The organism is Neobacillus niacini NBRC 15566 (genome assembly GCF_001591505.1).
Taxonomy (GTDB): Bacteria; Bacillota; Bacilli; order Bacillales; family Cytobacillaceae; genus Neobacillus; species Neobacillus niacini.
On the sequence record NZ_BCVA01000029.1, the window covers coordinates 1 to 24,799 of the forward strand.

Annotated in this window: 25 protein-coding genes and 2 other annotated features; all 25 genes read left to right on the forward strand. The window is 39.4% G+C overall.

Annotation, left to right across the window (positions count from 1 at the left end; genetic code table 11):
• The first annotated feature begins 418 nt into the window (after nucleotides 1–418).
• The 25 genes from BANA01_RS18830 (at nucleotide 419) to rpoB (ending at nucleotide 24,735) form a co-directional block, all read left to right on the forward strand.
• A complete protein-coding gene (locus tag BANA01_RS18830) occupies nucleotides 419–880 on the forward strand; it encodes a CtsR family transcriptional regulator (RefSeq protein ID WP_034675992.1) in 462 nt (153 codons plus the stop codon).
• Nucleotides 881–908: 28 nt separating this feature from the next.
• Complete coding sequence (locus BANA01_RS18835; protein WP_034675995.1) at nucleotides 909–1,457, forward strand: protein-arginine kinase activator protein McsA; 549 nt, start codon at nucleotides 909–911, stop codon at nucleotides 1,455–1,457.
• A 1-nt stretch (nucleotide 1,458) separates the two neighbouring features.
• A complete protein-coding gene (locus tag BANA01_RS18840) occupies nucleotides 1,459–2,532 on the forward strand; it encodes a protein-arginine kinase McsB (RefSeq protein ID WP_034675999.1) in 1,074 nt (357 codons plus the stop codon).
• Nucleotides 2,533–2,545: 13 nt separating this feature from the next.
• Nucleotides 2,546–4,987, forward strand: coding sequence for an ATP-dependent protease ATP-binding subunit ClpC (gene clpC / locus BANA01_RS18845; protein WP_034676002.1), 2,442 nt, complete (start codon nucleotides 2,546–2,548; stop codon nucleotides 4,985–4,987).
• A 96-nt stretch (nucleotides 4,988–5,083) separates the two neighbouring features.
• Nucleotides 5,084–6,466: a DNA repair protein RadA gene (radA, locus tag BANA01_RS18850; protein ID WP_034676005.1), complete on the forward strand. Its 1,383-nt coding sequence runs from the start codon at nucleotides 5,084–5,086 to the stop codon at nucleotides 6,464–6,466.
• Between the two features lie 3 nt (nucleotides 6,467–6,469).
• A complete protein-coding gene (disA, locus tag BANA01_RS18855) occupies nucleotides 6,470–7,543 on the forward strand; it encodes a DNA integrity scanning diadenylate cyclase DisA (protein ID WP_034676008.1) in 1,074 nt (357 codons plus the stop codon).
• A gap of 198 nt (nucleotides 7,544–7,741) precedes the next feature.
• A complete protein-coding gene (locus tag BANA01_RS18860; protein WP_034676010.1) occupies nucleotides 7,742–8,827 on the forward strand; it encodes a PIN/TRAM domain-containing protein in 1,086 nt (361 codons plus the stop codon).
• A 42-nt stretch (nucleotides 8,828–8,869) separates the two neighbouring features.
• A complete protein-coding gene (gene ispD, locus BANA01_RS18865; RefSeq protein WP_052106394.1) occupies nucleotides 8,870–9,559 on the forward strand; it encodes a 2-C-methyl-D-erythritol 4-phosphate cytidylyltransferase in 690 nt (229 codons plus the stop codon).
• Nucleotide 9,560: 1 nt separating this feature from the next.
• Nucleotides 9,561–10,043, forward strand: a complete 483-nt coding sequence (gene ispF / locus BANA01_RS18870) for a 2-C-methyl-D-erythritol 2,4-cyclodiphosphate synthase (protein ID WP_034676014.1) — start codon at nucleotides 9,561–9,563, stop codon at nucleotides 10,041–10,043.
• Between the two features lie 72 nt (nucleotides 10,044–10,115).
• A complete protein-coding gene (gltX, locus tag BANA01_RS18875) occupies nucleotides 10,116–11,573 on the forward strand; it encodes a glutamate--tRNA ligase (RefSeq protein ID WP_034676016.1) in 1,458 nt (485 codons plus the stop codon).
• Nucleotides 11,574–11,620: 47 nt separating this feature from the next.
• Nucleotides 11,621–11,864 (forward strand) — a binding site (T-box leader).
• Nucleotides 11,865–11,956: 92 nt separating this feature from the next.
• Complete coding sequence (gene cysE / locus BANA01_RS18880; RefSeq protein ID WP_034676018.1) at nucleotides 11,957–12,625, forward strand: serine O-acetyltransferase; 669 nt, start codon at nucleotides 11,957–11,959, stop codon at nucleotides 12,623–12,625.
• Nucleotides 12,606–14,003, forward strand: a complete 1,398-nt coding sequence (gene cysS / locus BANA01_RS18885; RefSeq protein ID WP_034676021.1) for a cysteine--tRNA ligase — start codon at nucleotides 12,606–12,608, stop codon at nucleotides 14,001–14,003. Before cysE ends, cysS begins: the two co-directional genes overlap by 20 nt.
• A gap of 3 nt (nucleotides 14,004–14,006) precedes the next feature.
• Nucleotides 14,007–14,441, forward strand: a complete 435-nt coding sequence (locus BANA01_RS18890; RefSeq protein WP_034676022.1) for a Mini-ribonuclease 3 — start codon at nucleotides 14,007–14,009, stop codon at nucleotides 14,439–14,441.
• Nucleotides 14,428–15,177 (forward strand): 23S rRNA (guanosine(2251)-2'-O)-methyltransferase RlmB, encoded by a 750-nt coding sequence (gene rlmB, locus BANA01_RS18895; RefSeq protein WP_034676025.1) that lies wholly within the window; start codon nucleotides 14,428–14,430, stop codon nucleotides 15,175–15,177. The genes BANA01_RS18890 and rlmB overlap by 14 nt, the downstream gene beginning before the upstream one ends.
• Nucleotides 15,178–15,179: 2 nt before the next feature.
• A complete protein-coding gene (locus tag BANA01_RS18900) occupies nucleotides 15,180–15,689 on the forward strand; it encodes an NYN domain-containing protein (RefSeq protein WP_034676028.1) in 510 nt (169 codons plus the stop codon).
• A gap of 72 nt (nucleotides 15,690–15,761) precedes the next feature.
• Nucleotides 15,762–16,412 (forward strand): RNA polymerase sporulation sigma factor SigH, encoded by a 651-nt coding sequence (gene sigH, locus BANA01_RS18905; protein WP_034676031.1) that lies wholly within the window; start codon nucleotides 15,762–15,764, stop codon nucleotides 16,410–16,412.
• 112 nt (nucleotides 16,413–16,524) lie between these two features.
• Nucleotides 16,525–16,671 carry a 50S ribosomal protein L33 gene (gene rpmG, locus BANA01_RS29205; protein WP_082799595.1) on the forward strand — a complete coding sequence of 49 codons (147 nt, stop codon included), beginning with the start codon at nucleotides 16,525–16,527 and terminating at the stop codon, nucleotides 16,669–16,671.
• A gap of 49 nt (nucleotides 16,672–16,720) precedes the next feature.
• Complete coding sequence (gene secE / locus BANA01_RS18910) at nucleotides 16,721–16,903, forward strand: preprotein translocase subunit SecE (RefSeq protein WP_034676034.1); 183 nt, start codon at nucleotides 16,721–16,723, stop codon at nucleotides 16,901–16,903.
• Nucleotides 16,904–17,051: 148 nt separating this feature from the next.
• Entirely contained in the window at nucleotides 17,052–17,585 is a 534-nt protein-coding gene (gene nusG / locus BANA01_RS18915) for a transcription termination/antitermination protein NusG (RefSeq protein WP_034676037.1), read from the forward strand.
• 195 nt (nucleotides 17,586–17,780) lie between these two features.
• Nucleotides 17,781–18,206: a 50S ribosomal protein L11 gene (gene rplK, locus BANA01_RS18920; protein ID WP_034676041.1), complete on the forward strand. Its 426-nt coding sequence runs from the start codon at nucleotides 17,781–17,783 to the stop codon at nucleotides 18,204–18,206.
• Between the two features lie 119 nt (nucleotides 18,207–18,325).
• Nucleotides 18,326–19,024: a 50S ribosomal protein L1 gene (gene rplA / locus BANA01_RS18925; protein WP_034676044.1), complete on the forward strand. Its 699-nt coding sequence runs from the start codon at nucleotides 18,326–18,328 to the stop codon at nucleotides 19,022–19,024.
• Nucleotides 19,025–19,076: 52 nt separating this feature from the next.
• Nucleotides 19,077–19,223 (forward strand) — a sequence feature (ribosomal protein L10 leader region).
• A gap of 33 nt (nucleotides 19,224–19,256) precedes the next feature.
• On the forward strand, nucleotides 19,257–19,757 hold the full coding sequence (gene rplJ, locus BANA01_RS18930; protein WP_034676047.1) for a 50S ribosomal protein L10: 501 nt from the start codon (nucleotides 19,257–19,259) through the stop codon (nucleotides 19,755–19,757).
• A 55-nt stretch (nucleotides 19,758–19,812) separates the two neighbouring features.
• On the forward strand, nucleotides 19,813–20,175 hold the full coding sequence (gene rplL, locus BANA01_RS18935) for a 50S ribosomal protein L7/L12 (RefSeq protein WP_034676050.1): 363 nt from the start codon (nucleotides 19,813–19,815) through the stop codon (nucleotides 20,173–20,175).
• A 140-nt stretch (nucleotides 20,176–20,315) separates the two neighbouring features.
• Entirely contained in the window at nucleotides 20,316–20,915 is a 600-nt protein-coding gene (locus tag BANA01_RS18940; RefSeq protein WP_034676052.1) for a class I SAM-dependent methyltransferase, read from the forward strand.
• Nucleotides 20,916–21,174: 259 nt separating this feature from the next.
• Nucleotides 21,175–24,735 carry a DNA-directed RNA polymerase subunit beta gene (gene rpoB, locus BANA01_RS18945; RefSeq protein ID WP_034676054.1) on the forward strand — a complete coding sequence of 1,187 codons (3,561 nt, stop codon included), beginning with the start codon at nucleotides 21,175–21,177 and terminating at the stop codon, nucleotides 24,733–24,735.
• The last annotated feature ends 64 nt before the right edge of the window (nucleotides 24,736–24,799 follow it).

A 24,799-nucleotide genomic window follows, 5' to 3' on the forward strand; every position in this document is an offset into this window, starting at 1 on the left:
CTTTTTTGTATTGTTCGGCTGTGTTAAGAAGAAGAGTAGGAAATCTTGCCCGCACTGGTCTACTTTTATAGAAACTGGTAACGAATAGAGAGCAATCGTTACCGTGCAGCACAACTATTTACAAAAATGGTAACGAATAGCCCTTATTCATGTCCATAATCCTACTTTTTATAAAAAACGGTAACGAAAAAATTAAACCTACCACTTACTCCAAAAAGACTCTAATTACCTCAAACTAATTTCATCGCAACAACCTAAACCAATACCAATTACCTAAAAACAAATTAATCAAACCGTACAGGTTTCACATCTGCGAAATATGGAGAAAATCATTAGTAGCAGTTTGTTTGCAACTACATAAAATTTTCAGTATAATTAATGTCAAATATAGTCAAAGTCAGAAGAAGGAGGTGGGAAGATGAGAAACATCTCCGATATTATTGAAAAGTATCTAAAACAAGTATTAGAAATGAGTGAACAGGAACATGTAGAAATTAAACGCAGCGAGATAGCGGATAAATTTCAATGTGTACCATCACAAATCAATTATGTTATTAATACGCGCTTTACCATTGAACGAGGGTATATCGTAGAAAGTAAACGTGGGGGAGGCGGATATATCCGAATCATGAAGGTTCAATCCCATGATTTAGTCGACTTAATTGATCATTTGCTGTCACTCATTGATAAGCGAATCGCACAAACGACTGCGGAAGATGTAATTTACAGACTAGTCCATGAGGAGATAATTACAAAACGAGAGGCAAAAATAATGTTAAGTGTTATTGACCGTTCAGTCCTTTATATTGATCTTCCATTCCGAGACGAATTACGTGCACGAATGTTGAAAGCGATGTTAACATCATTGAAATATAAATAATCTATATCAGCTAGAGAGGTGAAATAAAATGATTTGCCAGGAATGTAATCAACGGCCTGCTGCACTGCATTTTACAAAAATCATCAACGGGGAAAAAACCGAGGTAAACCTTTGTGAAAAATGTGCCCAGGAAAAGGGCGAGATGTTTATGTTTACTGGGGGATCAGGCTTTACTTTTAATAACCTATTAGCGGGTCTATTAAATATTGATCCTACTGTTCAAAAACAAAATCAAAATACGTTTCATCAAGAAGAAGTACTTCAGTGTAATAGATGTTCAATGACATTTCCACAATTCATTAAAGTGGGTCGTTTCGGATGTGCCCATTGCTATGAAACATTTAAGGAACAGCTTCCACCGGTCTTAAGGAGACTTCACAGTGGAAATGGGACACACAGCGGTAAAATTCCAAAGAGAATTGGTGGAGGAATACACCTTAAAAAGCAAGTTGAAAGTCTTAAAAATGAACTAAAAGAGCTGATTAAACAAGAGGAATTTGAAGAAGCAGCTAAGATTCGAGATGAAATTCGCTCACTCGAAAAAGAATTACCTGGCAGTAGTAAGGGAGGGGAATAACGTGTCGCTTGAACGTTTTATTAATCAAGCAGTCAGCTCGTGGATGAGCGAGGAGGGACCTGATTCAGATATTGTCCTTAGTTCCCGAATCCGTTTAGCCCGAAACTTTGAGAACTTTAAATTTCCAACACTATTTTCCCATGAAGAAGCACAATCGATTATTTTGAAAATGGAAGAAATCCTGAGTGAGTCTAACTTTACAAAGTTTGGGAAAATGGAATTACTAAAAATTGATGACATCCAGCCTCTTCAAAAAAGGGTTTTAGTAGAAAAGCACCTGATTAGTCCTAATTTAGCAGAAGACTCACCATATGGCGCTGTTCTATTAACCGAAAATGAAGAAGTTAGTATTATGATAAATGAAGAGGATCACATTCGCATTCAATGTTTGTTTCCTGGGCTGCAACTAACCGAGGCATTGGAGGCAGCAAATGAAGTAGATGATTGGCTGGAAAGTCACATTCACTTTGGATTTGACGAGAAGCATGGCTATCTTACCAGCTGCCCTACAAACGTGGGAACAGGCCTTCGCGCTTCAGTCATGATGCACTTACCAGGATTGATGTTAACACAGCAAATCAATCGAATTATTCCTGCAATAAATCAACTGGGATTAGTAGTAAGGGGGATTTATGGCGAAGGGAGTGAGGCGCTTGGAAATATATTTCAAATTTCCAACCAAATTACTCTAGGAAAATCTGAGGAAGATATTTGCCGCGACCTTAAGGGTGTTGTAAGTCAGTTAATTTCACAAGAAAGGTCCGCTCGTGAAGCATTACGGAAAACTTCAAACATACAATTAGAAGATAGAGTGTTTCGTTCTTATGGTGTGTTATCCAATTGTAGAATTATTGAAACAAAAGAGGCTGCAAAATGCCTTTCTGATGTCCGCCTAGGAATTGATATGGGATACATTAATCATCTTCCTAAGAATATATTAAATGAATTAATGATTCTAACCCAGCCTGGTTTCCTGCAGCAGTATGCAGGCGGGCATTTAAGGGCAAATGATAGAGATATCCGACGAGCAGCATTAATTCGAGAACGATTAAAAATGGAGCAAGATAAAAGGTGAGGAGGAATGGAATATGATGTTCGGCCGTTTTACTGAGAGAGCTCAAAAGGTTTTAGCTTTAGCGCAAGAGGAAGCAATTAGACTGGGTCACAACAATATTGGAACTGAGCATATTTTATTAGGTTTAGTCCGTGAGGGAGAAGGCATTGCCGCTAAGGCGCTTTATGGGCTTGGATTAGGTTCAGAAAAAATTCAAAAAGAAGTGGAATCGTTAATCGGGAAAGGCCAGGAAGCATCCCAAACGATCCACTACACACCACGGGCGAAAAAGGTAATTGAATTATCGATGGATGAAGCTAGAAAACTAGGACATTCTTATGTTGGAACAGAGCATATCTTACTCGGTTTAATCAGAGAAGGTGAGGGAGTTGCTGCAAGAGTTCTTAATAATCTTGGAGTTAGCCTAAATAAAGCACGTCAACAGGTATTACAATTACTAGGCAGTAATGAATCAGGCGGTCATCAGGGAGGAGCATCAGTAAGTGCCAATACCCCGACCCTTGACAGCCTTGCTAGAGATTTAACAGCCATTGCGAGAGAAGGAAGTTTGGATCCTGTAATCGGAAGAAGCAAGGAGATCCAGCGGGTAATTGAAGTATTGAGCCGCCGTACAAAAAATAACCCCGTGTTAATCGGTGAACCAGGAGTAGGTAAAACCGCTATCGCTGAGGGACTTGCACAGCAAATTGTAAATAATGAAGTACCTGAAATTCTTCGTGACAAGCGGGTTATGACCCTGGATATGGGTACCGTAGTAGCTGGTACCAAGTATCGCGGTGAATTTGAGGACCGTTTGAAAAAAGTAATGGATGAAATACGCCAAGCAGGCAACATTATTCTCTTTATTGATGAATTACACACATTAATTGGAGCTGGTGGAGCAGAAGGAGCGATTGATGCTTCTAACATCCTAAAACCATCTCTGGCACGTGGAGAACTCCAATGTATAGGTGCAACGACACTGGATGAATACCGAAAATATATTGAAAAGGATGCAGCATTAGAACGCCGCTTCCAGCCAATTCGTGTTGATGAACCAACGGCTGAAGAGTCCATTCGTATACTAGAGGGTCTTCGTGATCGTTATGAAGCCCATCACCGTGTATCGATTACAGATGAGGCAATTGAAGCTGCAGTAAAGCTATCTGACCGCTACATTTCTGATCGATTCCTGCCAGATAAAGCAATTGACTTAATTGATGAAGCAGGATCTAAGGTTCGATTACGTTCTTACACAACACCGCCAAATTTGAAAGAATTAGAAGTAAAGCTTGATGAAGTGCGTAAGGAGAAAGATTCTGCTGTTCAAAGCCAAGAGTTTGAAAAAGCAGCATCCTTACGAGATACAGAACAACGTCTGCGTGAGCAGCTTGAAGAAACGAAGAAAACATGGAAAGAAAAGCAAGGTAAAGAAAACAGTGAGGTCACTGTTGAGGATATTGCAAGTGTTGTTTCAAGCTGGACGGGAATACCTGTCTCCAAGCTAGCTGAAACAGAAACGGCTAAATTACTTAATTTAGAGGAACTCCTGCATTCCCGTGTGATTGGTCAGGAGGAAGCTGTTAAGGCCGTTTCTAAAGCAGTTCGTCGGGCTAGGGCAGGCTTAAAGGATCCAAAACGCCCTATCGGTTCTTTTGTTTTCCTTGGCCCTACTGGTGTAGGTAAAACCGAGTTGGCACGAGCACTTGCTGAGGCAATGTTTGGTGATGAAGATGCCATGATTCGGATTGATATGTCAGAATACATGGAGAAGCATTCTACTTCTCGCTTGGTGGGCTCACCTCCGGGATATGTGGGTTATGAAGAAGGCGGTCAATTAACGGAAAAGGTTCGTAGAAAGCCATACTCAGTTATCTTGCTTGATGAAATTGAAAAGGCACACCCAGACGTGTTCAATATCTTACTGCAAGTTCTTGAAGATGGCCGCTTAACGGATTCTAAAGGAAGAACGGTTGACTTCCGTAATACGGTTCTGATTATGACTTCCAACGTTGGTGCAGAAGCACTAAAACGCAACAAATATGTGGGCTTTAATATTCAAGATGGAGACCAGGATTATAAGGACATGAAGGGTAAAGTAATGGAAGAATTGAAAAAGGCCTTCCGTCCAGAATTCATAAACCGTATTGATGAAATCATTGTCTTCCATGCTTTAGAGAAAAAGCATCTTGGAGAAATTGTTACCCTTTTATCTGACCAGCTTGTAAAACGATTAAAAGAGCAGCATATTTCTTTAGAGTTAACCGATGCAGCAAAAGACAAAATATCTATCGAGGGTTATGATCCTGAATACGGTGCCCGCCCATTACGCAGAGCTATTCAAAAACATATTGAAGACCGCCTCTCTGAAGAACTGTTAAAAGGTACAGTATTAACAGGGCAGCATGTTATAATTGATGTTGATAATGGTGAATTCTTAGTTAGAACGGCAGAAAAAACGACTCTAACTAAATAACCAGATTCGATACTATTTGGAGCAACTAAAAGGGGTACACGTTATAAGTCTCGACCGTGTACCTCTTTTTCTATTTAGAGTCAGGAGTAGATAGATATGGTCAAACGAAAAACGAAGTTCATGTGTCAGGAGTGTGGGTATGAATCTCCTAAATGGTTAGGAAAATGCCCAGGCTGCGGAGAATGGAACAAAATGGTGGAGGAAGTTGAGGTAACTGGCGGAAATAGAAGGGGCGCCTTCGCTCATTCTCAAGGGGTCTCAACATTGGCAGCTAAACCAACGCCTATTACTGCCATTGAATCCTTGTCAGAACCGAGAATTCTTACCGATTTAAATGAACTTAATCGAGTCTTAGGCGGTGGAGTGGTTAAAGGATCACTAGTTCTAATCGGTGGTGACCCTGGCATCGGTAAATCAACTCTCCTTTTACAGGTATCCTCTCAACTTGCGAATAAAGGCAATCAGGTCTTATACATATCAGGCGAGGAATCGCTGAGGCAAACAAAGCTTCGAGCTGAAAGACTGGGAATTAAATCTGAAAATCTTCTCGTGTATGCTGAGACCAATCTAGATGAAATTAGTCGAACGATTGAAAATACAAATCCAAGTTTTGTGATTATTGATTCCATTCAAACGGTTTTCCATCCGGAAGTAACGTCGGCACCAGGGAGCGTCTCACAAGTTCGTGAATGTACATCAGAATTAATGAGGATTGGGAAAACAAAGGGCATTGCTATCTTTATTGTTGGTCATGTAACAAAAGAAGGGTCCATAGCTGGACCAAGGCTGCTCGAGCATATGGTAGATACTGTTCTCTACTTTGAAGGGGAAAGGCACCATACATATCGTATTTTACGTGCTGTAAAAAACCGTTTTGGATCAACCAATGAAATGGGTATTTTTGAAATGAAGGAATTTGGACTGGATGAGGTTGCAAATCCATCGGAAATATTCCTTGAAGAGAGGTCGCAAGGCGCAGCAGGCTCCACTGTCGTTGCTTCAATGGAAGGGACACGTCCTGTACTTGTCGAAATTCAGGCTTTAATATCTCCGACAAGCTTTGGAAACCCAAGAAGAATGGCAACAGGGATTGACCATAATCGTGTTCCATTATTAATGGCAGTTTTAGAGAAGCGGATGGGAATGCTTCTTCAGAATCAAGATGCCTATCTAAAGGTCGCAGGAGGCGTGAAGCTAGATGAACCAGCCATCGATTTAGCGATCGTTGTAAGTATCGCCTCAAGCTTTCGTGATAAACCTACGAGGGCAACGGACTGTATTATAGGAGAGGTTGGGTTAACAGGAGAGGTGCGAAGAGTCTCGAGAATTGAACAGCGTGTTCAGGAAGCTGCAAAGTTAGGGTTCGAACGGGTTATTCTGCCTGCCAATAATTTGAGCGGCTGGCAGGGTCCGAAAGGTGTGGAACTAATCGGGGTTTCGACTGTAGCAGAAGCTTTAAAAGCAGTGTTAGGGGTGTAGAACATGGAGAATAAAAAGCTGGGTGAACAAACTGTTAGTGAAGTTTTACAGTTTATTGCCCCAGGTACACCTATTCGTGAAGGTATTGATAATGTATTAAGAGCAAATACTGGAGGACTTATTGTTGTTGGTTACAATGATAAAGTTAAAGGTATCGTAGATGGCGGTTTTCAAATTAATTGTCCTTTTTCACCAAGTTATCTTTATGAGCTAGCCAAAATGGATGGTGCAATTATCTTAAATGAATTAGGGAATACTATTCTTATTGCCAATGCCCAGCTTGTTCCTGATTCCGAAATACCTGCTTCGGAGACCGGTATGCGCCACCGCACCGCTGAACGAGTAGCCAGGCAAACAAAGGCACTTGTTATTGCTATATCTCAAAGAAGAAATGTCATAACCTTATATCAAGGAAACTTCCGTTACGCCCTTAAAGATATTTCTGTCATATTGACCAAGGCAAATCAGGCGATTCAAATGCTGGAAAAGTATAAAGCAGTCCTTGAGCGGAGCATTGCCGGTCTAAGTATTTTAGAGTTCGAAGAATCGGTTACATATAACGATTTCTTACTCGTTCTCCATCGGTTTGAGATGGTACTAAGAATTAAAAATGAACTCATTACTTACTTGAATGAATTGGGAACAGAAGGCAGGCTCATTCGCTTGCAAATGAATGAAATATTGACAGATTTGGAAGAAGAGACAGCCCTGATTATTAAGGACTATGCCCTTGATAGAGAAATCAAGTCGAGAGATGTTCTTAAACGAATGCAAGTGTTAACTAGTAATGGGACATTAGATGATATGGCAATACTAAAACTAATGGGGTATCAAGGATATACTCCTCTTGATGAAAGCAAGCCTCCTCGTGGATATCGGATTCTAAATAAAATTCCCCGTCTTCCCGTTGTAATAATTGAAAACATTATATCTAGCTTCGGTGAGTTTTCAAATATTATATCAGCCTCGGTTGAAGAATTAGATGATGTAGAAGGAATTGGTGAAATCCGTGCAAAAAAAATCAAGGAAGGCTTACGATTAATTAAAGAGAGATTATATACAGAGCGGCATTTGTAGCTTACCTTACGAGTAAAGTGTACAATTTACGTTTGTTTGACAGGGCATTTTTCCAGTGCTACCCTATGAATTGAAAAATATTTTTTACTATAGAAAAGTAACTTTCATGATTTAAAATTCACACTTTGACCAAAATAATCATTAAACGAAGGTTTCATTTTTGGGAATATGTTTATAATGAGTAGAGGAGGTGAAGGAATGTTAAAACGTATTGTTCAAGCATGCTTTCTTATAACTGGTGGTACGCTTGGAATATTGTTGATCCCACAATTGTTAAAAGTAATTAATTTTGATGACATTCCAATAATCAGTAACTCGTATGCCGCGGCTATTATAGGTGCAATTATTTTTTATCTTATAACTTTTTGGGCAGTAGATTATGTACTAGAGTTTATTAAATGGGCTGAAGACTCACTGGTGAAAATCCCGGTAACAGACGTGATTTTTGGCAGTTTAGGATTAATTTTTGGCTTATTGGTAGCCTTTTTAATCGGTTTTGCTCTAAATGCAGTTCAAGTACCTATTCTTAATGCTGTCGCTCCTATTTTGCTGACATTATTATTTGGATACCTTGGCTTTCAGGTTGGATTTAAGAAAAGGGATGAGCTGTTAAATCTCTTTGGCAGCCGTGGAAAGAAGAAATCAGGGGAAGACGACACTGAAAAGTCAGAGGGACAATCATTGAAAATCTTAGATACGAGTGTCATTATTGACGGCCGTGTTGCGGATATTTGTCAAACCGGATTCCTAGAAGGAACAATAGTAATTCCTCGCTTTGTACTTGAGGAATTACAGCATATTGCTGATTCATCAGACGTGTTAAAGCGAAACCGTGGAAGACGGGGCTTGGATATTCTAAATCGCATTCAAAAGGAACTAGCGATAAAAGTTGAGATTTATGAAGGTGATTTTGATGAAATTCAAGAAGTGGACAGCAAGCTTGTAAAACTAGCGAAGATTACAAATGGAATGCTTGTTACGAACGATTTTAATCTTAATAAGGTATGTGAATTACAGAACGTTTCTGTATTAAATATTAATGATTTAGCCAATGCCGTAAAACCAGTAGTGCTGCCTGGGGAAGAGTTATCAGTACAGGTAATCAAAGATGGTAAAGAATATCACCAAGGTGTAGCATATCTTGATGACGGCACAATGATTGTGGTGGAAGAGGGACGAGAATATATCGGAAAAAGAATCGATGTTCTTGTAACGAGTGTGCTTCAAACCTCTGCAGGTAGAATGATTTTTGCAAAGCCAAAATTATTGGAAAAGGCATTATAATTTACGGATCAATAGACAGAAAGAATAGAATGGAGATTTATTATGGCTTATCAAGTCATTATTCCGGCCGCTGGTCAGGGGAAGAGGATGGGGGCAGGGAAAAACAAGCTTTTATTAGAACTAAATAATATACCTGTATTAATTCATACTTTAAAGGTCTTTGATGAAGATGAGTTATGTGACGGAATAATTTTAGCTGTTAACCCGCTCGATACCGAGGAGTTTAAAAATCTGTTAAATAAGTATAAGGTGAAGAAGGTGCTGGATTTAGTTCCCGGTGGAAAAGAACGTCAGGATAGCATTTATAATGCATTGAAAACTGTGAAGAATGATGGAATTATTCTTGTTCATGATGCCGCTCGGCCTTTTATTCTTAAGGAGCATATTCACCGATTACTAGATACAGCACAAGAAACAGGTGCAGCAATTATTGGAGTACCAGCAAAGGATACCATGAAAACAGTAGGGAATCATGTGGTCAGGGCAACTGTTGAAAGATCCAGCTTGTGGGCTGTTCAAACCCCACAAGCTTTTCGTTTTTCTGTTCTTTTTAAAGCCTATGAACAGGCAGAGAAGGATCACTTTATTGGTACGGATGATTCTAGTTTGGTAGAACGAATTTCTCATCCAGTCACAATGGTGGAAGGAGATTATGATAATATCAAGCTTACCACCATCGAGGATTTATTTTTTGCAAAAGCAATACTAGAGAAAAGACAAGGGAGTTTTTAAAATGTTTCGTATTGGACAAGGTTTTGATGTGCACCAATTAACCGAGGGTCGGCCGTTGATTATAGGCGGAATTACCATTCCCTATGAAAAAGGATTGCTTGGTCATTCTGATGCAGATGTATTATTACATACCATCTCGGATGCTTGTCTTGGGGCGATTGGTGAAGGGGACATTGGCAAGCATTTTCCGGATACAGATCCAAACTTTAAGGATGCAGATTCGGCTAAGCTTATGGAGCAAGTATGGCAGCTCGTAAAAGATAGAGGCTATGAACTTGTTAATGCAGACTGTACAATTATTGCACAAAAACCCAAAATGGCACCTTATATACAGCCAATGAAAGAGAGAATAGCTGAATTATTAAACGCTTCTCCCGAACAAATTAATGTAAAGGCAACAACAACAGAGAAGTTAGGCTTTACAGGCCGCGGTGAAGGAATTGCTTCACAAGCAGTCGTTTTGTTAAAAAAGGTTAACATATAGTCTTTATTGCTGAAATCTACAATGGTAAAATAAATCAGATATAAGAAATCAATGTTATATGGAGGCATAATAATGTCAAATGAAGTTCGTGTAAGGTATGCTCCAAGTCCGACTGGACATTTACATATTGGAAATGCCCGTACTGCATTATTTAATTATTTGTTTGCACGCAGTCAAGGCGGCAAATTTATTATCCGTATTGAGGATACAGATAAAAAGCGGAATATTGCCGGCGGGGAAGAAAGCCAATTAAAATATCTTAAATGGTTAGGGATGGATTGGGACGAAAGTGTCGATGTCGGCGGCGAATATGGACCTTACCGGCAGTCTGAAAGAAATGATATTTATCAAACCTATTATAATCAATTATTAGAAAATGGCCATGCCTATAAATGCTACTGTACAGAGGCAGAAATTGAAGCAGAGCGGGAAGAGCAGATGGAGAGAGGAGAAACTCCTCATTATTCAGGAAAGTGCCGCCATTTAACAGCTGAGGAACGCGCAAAATTAGAAAGTGAAGGACGCGAGCCAAGCATTAGAATAATGGTACCGGAAGGAAAAACTTACACCTTTGATGACATGGTAAAAGGAACTGTATCCTTTGAATCTGAAGGAATGGGCGATTGGGTTATCATTAAAAAGGACGGAACACCAACTTATAATTTTGCAGTAACCGTTGATGATTATCTAATGAAAATTTCGCATGTACTACGAGGTGACGACCATATATCTAACACTCCTAAGCAGCTTATGGTTTATGAAGCATTAGGCTGGGAACCGCCGATTTTTGGTCACATGACACTAATTGTGAATGAGAGTAGAAAGAAATTAAGTAAACGAGATGAATCCATTATTCAGTTTATCGAACAATATGAAGAATTAGGCTATTTGCCGGAGGCTTTGTTTAACTTTATTACGTTACTAGGTTGGTCCCCAGCGGGTGAAGAGGAACTATACTCTAAAGAGCAATTTATTGAAATCTTCGATGCAAATCGCCTATCGAAGTCACCGGCTTTATTTGATACGAATAAGCTAACATGGATGAACAACCAATATATGAAGAAGATAGATGTTGATCGAGTTCTAGAAGTATCTATGCCGCATTTAGTGAAAGCTGGACGTTTAGGTGAGAACTTGACTAGAGAGGAACAACAATGGGTAAAAGGTTTAGTTGCACTTTTACAGGAAAAAATGAGCTACGGTGCAGAGATTGTTGAACTTTCCGATATGTTCTTTAAAGATGAAGCTGAATACGAAGAAGACGCCAAGGAAGTATTATCAGGCGAGACAGTTCCAGAAGTACTTAAGGCATTTTCTGTGGAGCTTGACAAGATGGATAACTTTAAAGCAGACGAAATTAAGGCTGCGATGAAGGCCGTTCAAAAATCCACCGGCCAAAAGGGTAAAAATCTGTTTATGCCAATCCGTGCCGCTGTTTCCGGTCAAACTCATGGTCCAGATTTACCTCAAACGATTGAACTTTTAGGAAAAGGAAAAGTTTTAAATAGAATTCAAAAAATTATTGGTTAACATTAGCGACAAAATGTAATATAGTAAAAGAAATAATCTTTCTATATGAAAAAGTGTAGATGAGGAAAAGTAAGGTATGATGCTTTAAAGAGAAGACCATCACCGGCTGAAAGTGGTCTAAGCCTCTCATGTTTGAAAATGCACCTCTGAGTCCCATTTTGAAAAGATGAAAATCTGTGTAAATATGGGCGGAACCTTTCCGTTAACAGGTAGAGTGAGACCAATGTAAGCTGTACATCTATAAGCTTACCGGTCTAATCAGAGTGGAACCACGCCAAACGCGTCTCTGTCGTTAAGACAGAGACGCGTTTTTTTATTTATTTGAAGAGCATGGGGATTATTTTAGACAGAAGCTTCATTACATTTAAGGGGGAAATGAGAAAATGTTCAAAAGGATGAAGGAGGATATTGAGGTTATTTTTGAACAAGATCCTGCAGCAAGAAGTTATTTAGAAGTAATCTTAACGTATTCAGGCTTACATGCAATTTGGGCACACCGAATTGCACATGCATTTTTCAAAAGAAGGTTTTATTTCCTTGCACGGGTCATTTCTCAAATTAGTCGCTTTTTCACAGGTATTGAAATTCATCCAGGTGCAAAAATAGGCAGGAGATTATTTATTGATCACGGTATGGGAGTTGTGATTGGAGAGACCTGTGAAATTGGTGATAATGTAACTGTATTTCAAGGCGTAACACTTGGGGGAACTGGGAAAGAGAAAGGGAAACGTCATCCAACCATTAAGGATAATGCTTTAATTGCAACAGGTGCAAAGGTGCTGGGATCTATCACCATTGGTGAAAATTCTAAAATTGGTGCAGGATCGGTTGTATTAAAAGAAGTACCGCCGAATTCCACAGTTGTTGGGGTCCCAGGAAGGGTAGTGATTCAAGATGGCAAACGAATTGGCAAGGATTTAGACCATTGTAACCTTCCCGACCCTATTGCGGACCGAATCAAAGATTTGCAAGTCGAACTAACTGAATTGCAGCAAGAATTAATTGAATTAAAGAAAGAAAGGAATAAAGTGAATGACCATACAACTGTATAATACTCTAACCCGTAAGAAAGAAACCTTTATCCCGCTCGAAGAAGGAAAGGTAAAAATGTATGTTTGTGGTCCGACTGTCTATAATTATATTCATATCGGCAATGCTCGTCCGGCGATTGTTTTTGATACCGTCCGCCGTTATTTTGAATACCGGGGCTATGACATCCAATATGTATCCAACTTTACAGACGTAGACGATAAATTAATACGTGCTGCGAATCAGCTTGGAGAGGATGTTCCATCCATCGCAGACCGTTTCATTCAAGCTTATTTTGAAGATGTAACGGCATTAGGCTGCAAAAAGGCGGATATTCATCCACGCGTAATGGAAAATATGGATATTATCATTGAATTTATTGACCAGCTTATTAAAAAAGGTTTCGCTTATGAATCAGAAGGGGATGTATATTTCCGGACAAGAAAATTTGATGATTATGGCAAGCTTTCCCATCAATCAATTGATGACTTGCAGGTTGGAGCCCGAATTGAAGTTGGTGAAAAGAAACAAGATGATATGGACTTTGCCTTATGGAAAGCGGCAAAAGAAGGGGAAATCTTTTGGGAAAGTCCTTGGGGTATTGGACGCCCAGGCTGGCATATTGAGTGCTCGGCAATGGCAAAAAAATACCTAGGGGAAACAATCGATATTCATGCAGGCGGACAAGATTTAACGTTCCCTCATCATGAAAATGAAATAGCCCAATCAGAGGCACTTTCCGGAAAAACTTTTGCCCGGTATTGGATGCATAATGGATATATTAATATCGATAATGAAAAAATGTCTAAATCACTCGGAAATTTTGTTCTAGTACATGACATTATCAAAAAGCATAATCCGCAAGTTTTAAGATTTTTTATGCTTTCTGTTCATTACCGAAACCCAATTAATTACAGTGAAGAGTTGTTAGATAGCACAAAGGCAGCCTTTGAACGCTTAACAACTTCTTACCAAAATTTACAACATCGCAAGGAATCCAGTACAAATTTAACAAACAATAATCAAGAATGGCTCGAGAAGATAGATGTAATAGAGAATGAGTTTATAAAAGCGATGGACGATGATTTCAACACAGCAAAAGCAATTTCCGTTTTATTTGATCTATCAAAGCTGGCTAATTACTACTTATTAGAAAAAAACACAGCGGTAGAAGTAATTGATAAATTCACCGCACAATTTAATGAGTTATTTAATGTTTTAGGTTTGACGCTTGAAACAACAGAATTGCTAGATGAAGAAATTGACGCGTTAATTGAAAAAAGAATTCAGGCACGAAAAGACCGTAATTTTCAGCTTTCTGATCAAATAAGAGATCAATTAAAGGAAATGAATATTATTTTAGAAGATACGCCGCAAGGTACGAGATGGAAAAGAGGCTAATCCATGCTTGATTATCAAGAAAAAGTAAATGCCAATCAATTGAATAGTCTTGCCTTAGCTTATATGGGTGACGCTGTATATGAGACATATGTCAGACGTCACCTCCTGCAAAGCGGCAAGGTTAAGCCAAATCATCTACACCGAGAGGGAACGACATACGTTTCCGCAAAGGCTCAATGCCAGGTACTATTTCGGATGATGGATGAAAGTCTCCTGTCAGAGGAGGAGCTGGCGGTGGTCAAGCGCGGGAGAAATGCTAAATCGGGCACTGTACCTAAAAACACAGATGTCCAAACCTACCATTATAGCACCGCATTTGAAGCATTAATTGGTTTTTTATATTTAACAGAGAAAACGGAACGATTAGAAGAACTTATCGTAAAGTCCTTTGAGTTTGTTGAAGAAAGAAAGGAGGAACTAGCGAATGAACGAAAATAAGGATTACATCATTGGAAAAAATCCTGTAATGGAGGCTCTGAGATCAGAAAGGGATATCAATAAGATCTTGATTGCAGAGTCCTCACAGCGTGGTCAAATGCAGCAATTAATTCAACTAGCAAAAGAGGCTAATGTAATTGTTCAATTTGTCCCAAAGAAAAAAATCGATCAGATATCCGATGAAAACCATCAAGGAGTTCTTGCCTATGTAGCTGCTTATCAATATGCAGAAATGGACGATTTATTTGCAGCTGCAGAAAAGAAAAATGAAGCCCCCTTCTTCTTGTTACTAGATGAAATTGAGGACCCTCATAATTTAGGTTCTATCATGAGAACCGCTGACGCAGTGGGAGCCCATGGAATTATTATTCCAAAAAGAAGAGCGGTTGGATTAACAGCAACCGTTGCAAAGGCCTCAACAGGTGCAATTGAACATATCCCGGTTGTACGTGTTACCAATATGGCGCGCACGATAGATGAATTAAAGGAGCGCGGTATTTGGATAGCTGGTACGGACGCGAGTGGAAAGCAAGATTATCGCCAATTTGATGGAACAATGCCAATCGGTCTTGTGATTGGAAGTGAAGGAAAAGGGATGGGGCGTCTGGTTAGAGATAAATGTGACTTCCTTATCAACCTGCCGATGGCTGGAAAGGTAACATCATTAAATGCGTCTGTAGCTGCCGCGTTATTAATGTATGAGGTATACCGCAGGCGGCATCCTCTAGAGGGATAGTTATGGATATTTTGCTTGTCGATGGATATAACATAATCGGGGCTTGGCCGGAGTTAAGGGCGTTAAGGGATCATGATTTGCCTGCGGCTAGGGACCGTTTGGTAGAAAGGATGGCAGAATACCAAGCTTTCTCTGGCTATCGCGTAATTGTTGTCTTTGATGCCTACTATGTCCAGGGGACTGAGAAGAAATATAAGAATCATAAGGTAGAGGTTATTTTTACAAAAGAAAACGAAACAGCGGATGAGCGAATTGAAAAGCTGGCGATTTCTTTAAACAACCGAAGGACTCAAATACATGTGGCTACTTCCGATTATACAGAGCAATGGGCAATTTTTGGACAAGGCGCTCTAAGAAAATCTGCACGGGAATTGCTTATCGAGATGTCCTCGGTTGAAAAAGGAATCGAAAAAAAGGTAAAAAAAATTCAAGAAAAAAGACCAGTCTCAAAAATACCGATTAGCAGCGAAGTGGCAGAAATTTTTGAAAAGTGGCGCAGAGGACAAAAGTAAGCGTTGACGTTCAAAAGTTACGGGCAGTATAATAATACTATCTATGCTTGTTCGGTGGAGGGGGATCTTAAATTGGGTACAGACTTCGGGGAAAAAAGCAACGAGCTATTTTTTTCAATGGAAGACGAGGAAATTGTTGATCTAGTGCACCAAGGGAATAGTGAGGCACTTGATTATTTGATCCACAAATATCGTAATTTTGTACGTGCAAAGGCAAGATCCTACTTCCTAATCGGTGCAGATAAGGAAGATATAGTACAAGAGGGAATGATTGGGCTATATAAGGCAATTCGCGATTTTCGCGAGGACAAGCTCACATCATTTAAAGCGTTTGCAGAGCTGTGTATCACTAGACAAATTATTACCGCTATTAAAACTGCAACAAGGCAAAAGCATATACCGCTAAATTCCTATGTATCATTGGACAAGCCTATTTACGATGAAGAATCGGACCGGACCCTTATGGACGTTCTTTCTGGTGCAAAGGTTCTTGATCCAGAAGAATTGATTATTAACCAAGAAGAATTTGATCATATCGAAGTAAAAATGACTGAATTATTAAGCGACCTAGAACGAAAGGTTTTGGCACTGTATCTAGATGGACAATCGTACCAAGAAATATCAGAAGAGCTTAACCGTCATGTAAAATCCATCGATAATGCCCTTCAGCGAGTGAAAAGGAAATTAGAGCGCTATTTAGAAATAAGGGAATTTAGTCTTTAATCTTGGAATCGATGACAATTGTATGAATCCACTAACACATGTTGTTGACAATAATTAGGGGTCATGTTACATTTTTAAAGATATATTAGATGGATGTTGAAGGTGTTTAATGATGAGTAAAAAGATTATTCTGGCATGTGTTGAATGTGGTTCGCGTAATTATTCGACCCATGCAAATCAGTTGCAATCAGAACGATTGGAATTAAAAAAGTATTGCAAAACATGCGCCTCCCATACAATCCACAAAGAAACAAAATAATATTAATCTATACTAGCAATGTTATTCCGACAGTTGGAGGGTTATAGATATGCAACGCTTAAAGAAATTCTTCAGTGACATTTTCCGTGAAATGAGAAAAGTTAGTTGGCCAAAACGCAAAGAACTAACACGCTATACCATTACAGTTTTCTCAACAGTTGCTTTCTTCGCAGCGTTTTTTGCTGTCCTAGATTTAGGTATTTCAAAATTGATTCGTTTTATTATTGAATAATAAAACGCATTTCATGGTATAATGGTAAATAATACAGGAAATTTTATCTAAAGCCCGTTTAACGGGTTTTTTCATTTGTCTTAAAAACAAAAAAATGTCTATTCTTAATAATAGTGTACGGGGAGGGATGGACGTTTAGTCCTCTTGAATGGAAAAGAATTGGTATGTATTACATACTTACTCAGGTTATGAGAATAAAGTAAAAGCAAACTTAGAAAAACGTGTTGAATCAATGGGTATGACGGATAAAATATTCCGTGTAGTTGTACCAGAAGAAGAAGAAACAGAGATTAAAAATGGTAAAAAGAAAGTAGTTAAAAAGAAAGTATTCCCTGGCTATGTGCTTGTTGAAATCGTCATGACAGACGACTCATGGTATGTAGTGCGTAATACACCAGGTGTAACTGGATTTGTTGGTTCATCAGGAGCAGGATCGAAACCAACACCGCTTCTGCCTGATGAAGTTGTCGGAATTCTAAAACGCATGGGTGTGGATGAGAAACGAATCGATGTTAACTATGAAATTGGTGAAACTGTTCGAGTTAAAGAGGGTCCATTTACGAACTTCACAGGAACAGTTGAAGAAATGGATAAAGACAAATCGAAGCTTAAAGTTCTTGTTAACATGTTTGGTCGTGACACCCCGGTAGAACTAGAATTTACGCAGATTGAGAAGCTTTAATTTTAAGAAATATTAATAGTAATTTCAAAAAAACTTGAAATCATTTTTAAAAAGTGGTAATATTTCATAGGTCAGTATGTCTCTTAATGAGACAAAGACTTTTGCTAAGATCTTTATCTTTATATAAAGACAGATACCTGAGTGGGAGGGTGTAAACCCTATTACCACATCACGGACTTTAAGGAGGTGTGTCTCGTGGCTAAAAAAGTAATTAAAGTTGTTAAATTACAAATCCCTGCTGGGAAAGCGAATCCTGCACCACCAGTTGGACCTGCACTAGGTCAAGCCGGTGTTAACATCATGGGATTCTGTAAAGAATTTAACGCTCGTACAGCAGATCAAGCTGGATTAATCATTCCTGTTGAAATTACGGTATTTGAAGACCGTTCATTTACATTTATTACGAAAACTCCTCCTGCTGCAGTTCTTTTGAAAGTAGCAGCTGGAATTCAGTCTGGTTCTGGCCAGCCTAACCGTAATAAGGTAGCAACAGTTAAGCGTAATACAGTACGCGAGATTGCGGAACAGAAAATGCCTGACCTAAACGCAGCAAGCGTTGAAGCAGCAATGCGCATGGTTGAAGGTACTGCACGCAGCATGGGTATCACGATCGAAGACTAATCCATGTAAACTGTTTTTTGTAATGAAGGGGGTTGCGTTACTTACGCAACCTTTATTCGTGGGAGGTAATTCCTGCAAAAGGTTATTCCGTTAAAACCACAATCTAGGAGGAAATAAAAATGGCTAAAAAAGGTAAGAAGTATTTAGAAGCTGCTAAGCTTGTTGATAACACAAAAGCTTACCCAGTTACTGAAGCAATTGAACTTGCAAAGAAAACAAACTTCGCTAAATTTGATGCGACATTAGAAGTTGCATTCCGTTTAGGCGTAGACCCTAAGAAAGCTGACCAACAAATTCGTGGTGCAGTAGTGCTTCCGAATGGAACTGGTAAGACTCAACGCGTATTAGTATTCGCTAAGGGTGAAAAAGTGAAAGAAGCAGAAGCTGCTGGTGCAGATTATGTTGGCGATGCAGAATACATCAACAAAATCCAACAAGGTTGGTTTGATTTTGACGTAATCGTAGCAACTCCTGACATGATGGGTGAAGTTGGTAAACTTGGACGTACATTAGGACCAAAAGGTTTAATGCCAAACCCTAAAACTGGAACTGTTACATTTGATGTAACTCGTGCAATCAATGAAATCAAAGCAGGTAAAGTTGAGTACCGTGTTGACAAAGCTGGAAATATCCACGTGCCAATCGGAAAATCATCTTTCGAAAACGAAAAACTTGTTGAGAACTTCAATACAGTATTCGAAACAATGTTAAAAGTTAAGCCTGCAGCTGCAAAGGGAACATATATGAAGAATGTAACTGTTACTTCAACAATGGGACCTGGTGTGAAGGTTGATCCTTCAACTGCTTCAGCTAAGTAATTTATTACCAATTGACAAATATAGATACATTTTATATAATCTATTTTGTTGTTTAAATAAAACATTTGTACTGAAGACAGCAGGTGCTCTTTAGAGCTTAATTTCCTGCCGAGGTAATGCGATAGAATTGGCTGAAATCTTCGGCTATTGTATGCACCTCCATGTCTGACTCTTGATATGGAGGTTTTACTTTGCCTGGTATAAATGTAGAGAATCTACAGGAGGTGTAAAGATGAGCAGCGCAATCCAACAAAAAGTTCAAATCGTTGATGAAATTACAGCTAAGTTAAAAGCTAGTGTTTCAACAATCGTAGTTGACTACCGCGGGCTAACTGTTGCTGAAGTTACTGAACTTCGTAAGCAACTTCGTGAAGCTGGTGTCGACTTCAAAGTTTACAAAAACTCTATGACTCGTCGTGCGGCTGATGCAGCTGAACTTTCAGAGTTAAACGCAGCATTGACTGGTCCGAACGCTATTGCGTTCAGTACAGAAGATGTAGTAGCACCTGCAAAAATTCTTAATGACTTTGCTAAAAAGCATGATGCACTTGAAATTAAAGCTGGTGTAATCGAAGGCAACGTAGCAACAGTTGAAGAGGTTAAAGCACTTGCAGAACTACCTTCACGCGAAGGCTTGCTTTCTATGCTACTCAGCGTACTACAAGCTCCAATCCGCAACCTTGCTCTTGCTACAAAAGCAGTTGCAGAACAAAAAGAAGAACAAGGCGCGTAAGTTAAAACTTATCGCTTAACAAATAACGGAATGAAAACTAAGGAGGAAAATTAAAATGACTAAAGAACAAATCATTGAAGCAGTTAAATCTATGACTGTTTTAGAACTTAACGATCTAGTAAAAGCAATCGAAGAAGAATTCGGCGTAACTGCTGCTGCTCCTGTAGCAATGGTTGGCGGAGCTGGTGCTGCTGCTGTTGAAGAGCAAACTGAATTTGATGTAATCCTTGCTAGCGCTGGAGATCAAAAAATCAAGGTTATCAAAGTTGTACGTGAAATCACAGGTCTTGGTCTTAAAGAAGCAAAAGATCTTGTTGACAACACTCCAAAGCCTGTTAAAGAAGGCGTATCTAAAGAAGAAGCTGAAGAACTTAAAGCTAAGCTTGCTGAAGTTGGAGCTAACGTTGAAGTTAAGTAATAACCTTATAGAAAAGCTCGCTGTATAAGCGGGCTTTTTTTCGATATCGTAAAAGCGGAAGTGCTCTGGCGCTGCAGCTAGATATTAAATTTTTTCCTCGGGTAACCTCATTAATCAACACTCCTCAGGAGGTGAGCTTATTGTCTGAACATTACTATTCTCGCACCCAAAAAGTCGAAAGTGATCCGAAGTTTTGGGACTTTACCTTAAGGAATCAGTTATTTCGCTTTAAAACGGATAATGGAGTATTTTCAAAGAAGGAAGTAGATTTTGGTTCTCGTTTATTAATAGAAGCATTTGAATTACCAAGTGTAGAAGGACCTGTTCTAGATGTAGGCTGCGGTTATGGTCCCATTGGTCTTTCGATTGCAAAAAATTTTCCGGATCGCACAGTACATATGATTGATGTGAACGAACGGGCAATTGAACTGGCTAAGGCTAATGCTGGGCAAAATTCGGTACACAATGTTGATATTTACGAAAGTGATACTTTAATCAATGTAAAGGGATACGAATTTGCAGCTATCTTAACAAATCCTCCAATCAGGGCGGGAAAAAAGACGGTACATGATATCTTCGAACAAAGTCATGAACATTTAGTCACCCGCGGCGAGCTTTGGGTTGTTATTCAAAAGAAGCAAGGAGCACCTTCGGCGATTGAAAAATTAAATCAATTATTTACCACAGTAGAGACTGTTGACAAGTCTAAAGGTTATTTTATCATTAAAGCGGTAAAATAGTTGACTTCAAAATGTCACGTATGGTAGCATTATAAAATGCCATCATAATAATTTCCGATTTATTCCTGTAAATACTTATTTTTATGGTATAAAAATGAATTAAGACGGAAATGATGACAAAATAATAGTCAAAATGTGAAAATGTGGTTTTTAAGAAATAAAAACCCTTTTTCTTTTTTGTCTGATGGGGGATTTCTTATCCTTACATAAGACCAAAATATATGCATTATAAAAACGCTTGATTTGAGGGGTGAATCAGTTGACAGGTCAACTAGTTCAGTATGGACGACACCGCCAACGAAGAAGTTACGCACGAATCAGTGAAGTTTTAGAATTACCAAATCTTATTGAAATCCAAACCTCTTCATATCAATGGTTTCTTGATGAGGGATTGCGTGAAATGTTCCAGGATATTTCACCGATTGAAGACTTTACTGGTAACCTATCACTTGAATTTATTGATTACAGCCTTGGCGAACCTAAGTATTCTGTTGCGGAATCGAAAGAGCGGGACGTTACATATTCTGCACCATTGCGTGTGAAAGTACGTCTTGTAAACAAAGAAACAGGCGAAGTAAAAGATCAGGATGTTTTTATGGGTGATTTCCCACTTATGACTGAAACGGGTACGTTTGTCATCAATGGGGCAGAACGTGTTATCGTTTCCCAGTTAGTACGTTCTCCGAGCGTATACTTTAGTGGAAAACTTGATAAAAATGGGAAAAAAGGATTTACGGCTACTGTAATTCCGAACCGCGGCGCTTGGCTGGAATATGAAACTGACGCCAAAGATGTCGTATATGTGAGGATAGATCGTACTCGGAAACTGCCCGTTACGGTTCTTTTGCGTGCACTTGGCTTCGGCTCTGATCAAGAAATTATTGAATTGATTGGAGATAATGAGTACATTCGAAATACTCTTGAAAAGGACAACACTGAGGGAGTAGAAAAAGCGCTTTTAGAAATTTATGAGCGCCTGCGTCCAGGTGAACCTCCAACTGTAGATAACGCAAAGAGCTTATTGGTATCAAGATTCTTTGATCCAAAGAGATATGATTTAGCCAATGTAGGCCGTTATAAAATTAACAAAAAGCTTCATATTAAAAATCGTTTATTTAACCAGCGCTTGGCTGAATCCCTTGTTGATCCTGAGACAGGTGAAATTATTGCAGAAAAAGGTACAGTTCTAGACCGTAGAAACCTTGATCGGATTATTCCTGCTCTCGAAAAGGATATTAACTTCAAGGGCTTTAATCCTGTTGGCGGTGTAGTAGAGGAAGAAATTATTCTTCAAGGCATTAAAATCTATGCACCAAATGACGATGGTGAAAAAGTAATCAATGTGTTGGGCAATGCTTACGTTGCTGAACCTATTAAAAATATAACACCAGCTGATATCATTGCGTCAATCAGTTATTTCTTTAACTTATTGCATGGTGTAGGCGATACTGACGATATTGACCATTTAGGAAACAGACGTCTTCGTTCTGTTGGAGAATTGCTGCAAAATCAATTCCGTATTGGTTTGTCTCGTATGGAACGTGTTGTTCGTGAAAGAATGTCTATTCAAGATACTGCTACCATCACGCCACAGCAGTTAATTAACATTCGTCCAGTTATTGCGTCAATAAAAGAGTTCTTCGGAAGCTCACAGTTATCGCAGTTCATGGATCAAACGAACCCGCTTGCAGAATTAACACATAAGCGTCGTTTATCTGCATTAGGACCTGGTGGTTTAACACGTGAACGCGCAGGATTTGAAGTGCGTGACGTTCACTATTCCCACTATGGCCGTATGTGTCCGATTGAAACGCCAGAGGGACCAAACATTGGTTTGATCAACTCACTATCATCATTTGCAAAGGTTAATCGTTTTGGTTTCATTGAAACTCCATATCGTCGAATTGATCCTGATACTGGAAAAGTTACAGGCCGAATCGATTACTTAACGGCAGATGAAGAGGATAACTATGTTGTAGCACAGGCGAACTCTCGTCTTAGCGATGACGGTACTTTCATTGATGAGGACGTTGTTGCCCGTTTCCGTGGAGAAAACACAGTTGTAAAACGTGACCGTATTGATTATATGGATGTATCTCCTAAACAGGTAGTTTCAGCAGCGACAGCTTGTATTCCGTTCTTAGAAAATGATGACTCGAACCGTGCCTTGATGGGAGCGAACATGCAGCGTCAAGCCGTGCCGTTATTACAGCCGGAAGCACCAAGAGTTGGAACAGGTATGGAATATGTTTCTGGGAAAGACTCCGGAGCAGCCGTTATCTGTAAGCATGAAGGAATCGTTGAGCATGTGGAGGCCCGTGAGGTTTGGGTGCGCCGTATTAATACAGTCGATGGTCAAGAAGTTAAAGGTGACCTTGATAAATATAAAATGTTGAAATTCATCCGTTCTAATCAGGGAACTTGTTATAATCAACGACCAATTGTTGCTGTGGGTGACCACGTCACAAAAGGTGAGATTTTAGCGGACGGTCCTTCTATGGAACTTGGAGAATTAGCTCTAGGCCGTAACGTTTTAGTTGCATTCGTAAACTGGGATGGCTACAACTATGAAGATGCGATCATTATGAGCGAACGTCTTGTAAAAGATGATGTTTATACTTCTATTCATATTGAAGAATATGAGTCAGAATCTCGTGATACAAAGCTTGGACCAGAAGAAATTACACGTGACATTCCGAATGTAGGGGAAGATGCCCTTCGTAATTTAGATGAGCGTGGAATTATCCGTACTGGTGCGGAAGTAAAAGATGGTGACTTACTGGTTGGTAAAGTAACTCCTAAAGGTGTTACAGAACTTACTGCAGAAGAACGGCTTTTACATGCAATCTTCGGAGAAAAAGCACGTGAAGTGCGCGATACTTCTCTAAGAGTTCCACATGGCGGCGGCGGTATTGTCCTTGATGTTAAAGTCTTTAATCGCGAAGACGGCGATGAACTGCCACCAGGTGTAAATCAACTTGTACGTGTTTATATTGTTCAGAAGCGTAAGATTCACGAAGGAGATAAAATGGCAGGACGTCATGGTAATAAAGGGGTTATCTCTCGTATATTACCAGAGGAAGATATGCCATATTTACCAGATGGTACTCCAGTTGATATTATGTTGAATCCGTTAGGGGTTCCTTCTCGTATGAATATCGGTCAGGTGCTTGAGCTTCATTTAGGTATGGCTGCTAGAGCCCTTGGAATTCATGTTGCTTCACCAGTATTCGACGGTGCCCGTGAAGAAGATGTTTGGGGAACGATTGAAGAGGCTGGAATGGCGAATGATGCTAAAACGGTTCTATATGATGGACGTACAGGTGAGCCTTTTGATAATCGTGTGTCTGTCGGTGTCATGTATATGATTAAACTTGCGCACATGGTTGATGATAAGCTTCATGCTCGTTCAACTGGACCATACTCACTTGTTACGCAGCAGCCACTTGGCGGTAAAGCGCAATTTGGTGGTCAGCGCTTCGGTGAGATGGAGGTTTGGGCACTTGAAGCATACGGTGCCGCGTATACTCTACAAGAAATTCTGACAGTAAAATCAGATGACGTTGTGGGTCGTGTGAAAACATATGAAGCCATTGTAAAAGGTGAAAATGTGCCGGAACCAGGTGTTCCTGAATCATTCAAAGTATTAATTAAAGAACTTCAGAGTCTTGGTATGGATGTAAAAATCCTATCTGGAGATGAAAAAGAAATTGAAATGCGTGATATGGAAGATGAAGATGACTTACAACAAGTCGATACACTAAACATTGTTCCAGAAACAGCAGCATTTGAATCTGAAAAGGTTGGTTCCAAGGAATAAGACTTAGCTGAAGCACCTAAGTGTGCTTCAGCTAATGATTGTCTAGATAGAAAGGGAGGTAGGC

Bases quoted from the DNA above. Each gene is read 5' to 3' on its own strand.
- clpC (WP_034676002.1), top strand. From the start codon at position 2,546: ATGATGTTCGGCCGTTTTACTGAGAGAGCTCAAAAGGTTTTAGCTTTA.
- rplJ (WP_034676047.1), top strand. From the start codon at position 19,257: ATGAGCAGCGCAATCCAACAAAAAGTTCAAATCGTTGATGAAATTACA.
- secE (WP_034676034.1), top strand. From the start codon at position 16,721: ATGCAACGCTTAAAGAAATTCTTCAGTGACATTTTCCGTGAAATGAGA.
- rpmG (WP_082799595.1), top strand. From the start codon at position 16,525: ATGAGTAAAAAGATTATTCTGGCATGTGTTGAATGTGGTTCGCGTAAT.
- rplL (WP_034676050.1), top strand. From the start codon at position 19,813: ATGACTAAAGAACAAATCATTGAAGCAGTTAAATCTATGACTGTTTTA.
- BANA01_RS18890 (WP_034676022.1), top strand. From the start codon at position 14,007: ATGCTTGATTATCAAGAAAAAGTAAATGCCAATCAATTGAATAGTCTT.
- nusG (WP_034676037.1), top strand. From the start codon at position 17,052: ATGGAAAAGAATTGGTATGTATTACATACTTACTCAGGTTATGAGAAT.
- ispF (WP_034676014.1), top strand. From the start codon at position 9,561: ATGTTTCGTATTGGACAAGGTTTTGATGTGCACCAATTAACCGAGGGT.
- radA (WP_034676005.1), top strand. From the start codon at position 5,084: ATGGTCAAACGAAAAACGAAGTTCATGTGTCAGGAGTGTGGGTATGAA.
- cysS (WP_034676021.1), top strand. From the start codon at position 12,606: ATGACCATACAACTGTATAATACTCTAACCCGTAAGAAAGAAACCTTT.
- cysE (WP_034676018.1), top strand. From the start codon at position 11,957: ATGTTCAAAAGGATGAAGGAGGATATTGAGGTTATTTTTGAACAAGAT.
- gltX (WP_034676016.1), top strand. From the start codon at position 10,116: ATGTCAAATGAAGTTCGTGTAAGGTATGCTCCAAGTCCGACTGGACAT.
- ispD (WP_052106394.1), top strand. From the start codon at position 8,870: ATGGCTTATCAAGTCATTATTCCGGCCGCTGGTCAGGGGAAGAGGATG.
- BANA01_RS18860 (WP_034676010.1), top strand. From the start codon at position 7,742: ATGTTAAAACGTATTGTTCAAGCATGCTTTCTTATAACTGGTGGTACG.
- BANA01_RS18835 (WP_034675995.1), top strand. From the start codon at position 909: ATGATTTGCCAGGAATGTAATCAACGGCCTGCTGCACTGCATTTTACA.
- rlmB (WP_034676025.1), top strand. From the start codon at position 14,428: ATGAACGAAAATAAGGATTACATCATTGGAAAAAATCCTGTAATGGAG.
- BANA01_RS18830 (WP_034675992.1), top strand. From the start codon at position 419: ATGAGAAACATCTCCGATATTATTGAAAAGTATCTAAAACAAGTATTA.
- BANA01_RS18900 (WP_034676028.1), top strand. From the start codon at position 15,180: ATGGATATTTTGCTTGTCGATGGATATAACATAATCGGGGCTTGGCCG.
- disA (WP_034676008.1), top strand. From the start codon at position 6,470: ATGGAGAATAAAAAGCTGGGTGAACAAACTGTTAGTGAAGTTTTACAG.
- rplA (WP_034676044.1), top strand. From the start codon at position 18,326: ATGGCTAAAAAAGGTAAGAAGTATTTAGAAGCTGCTAAGCTTGTTGAT.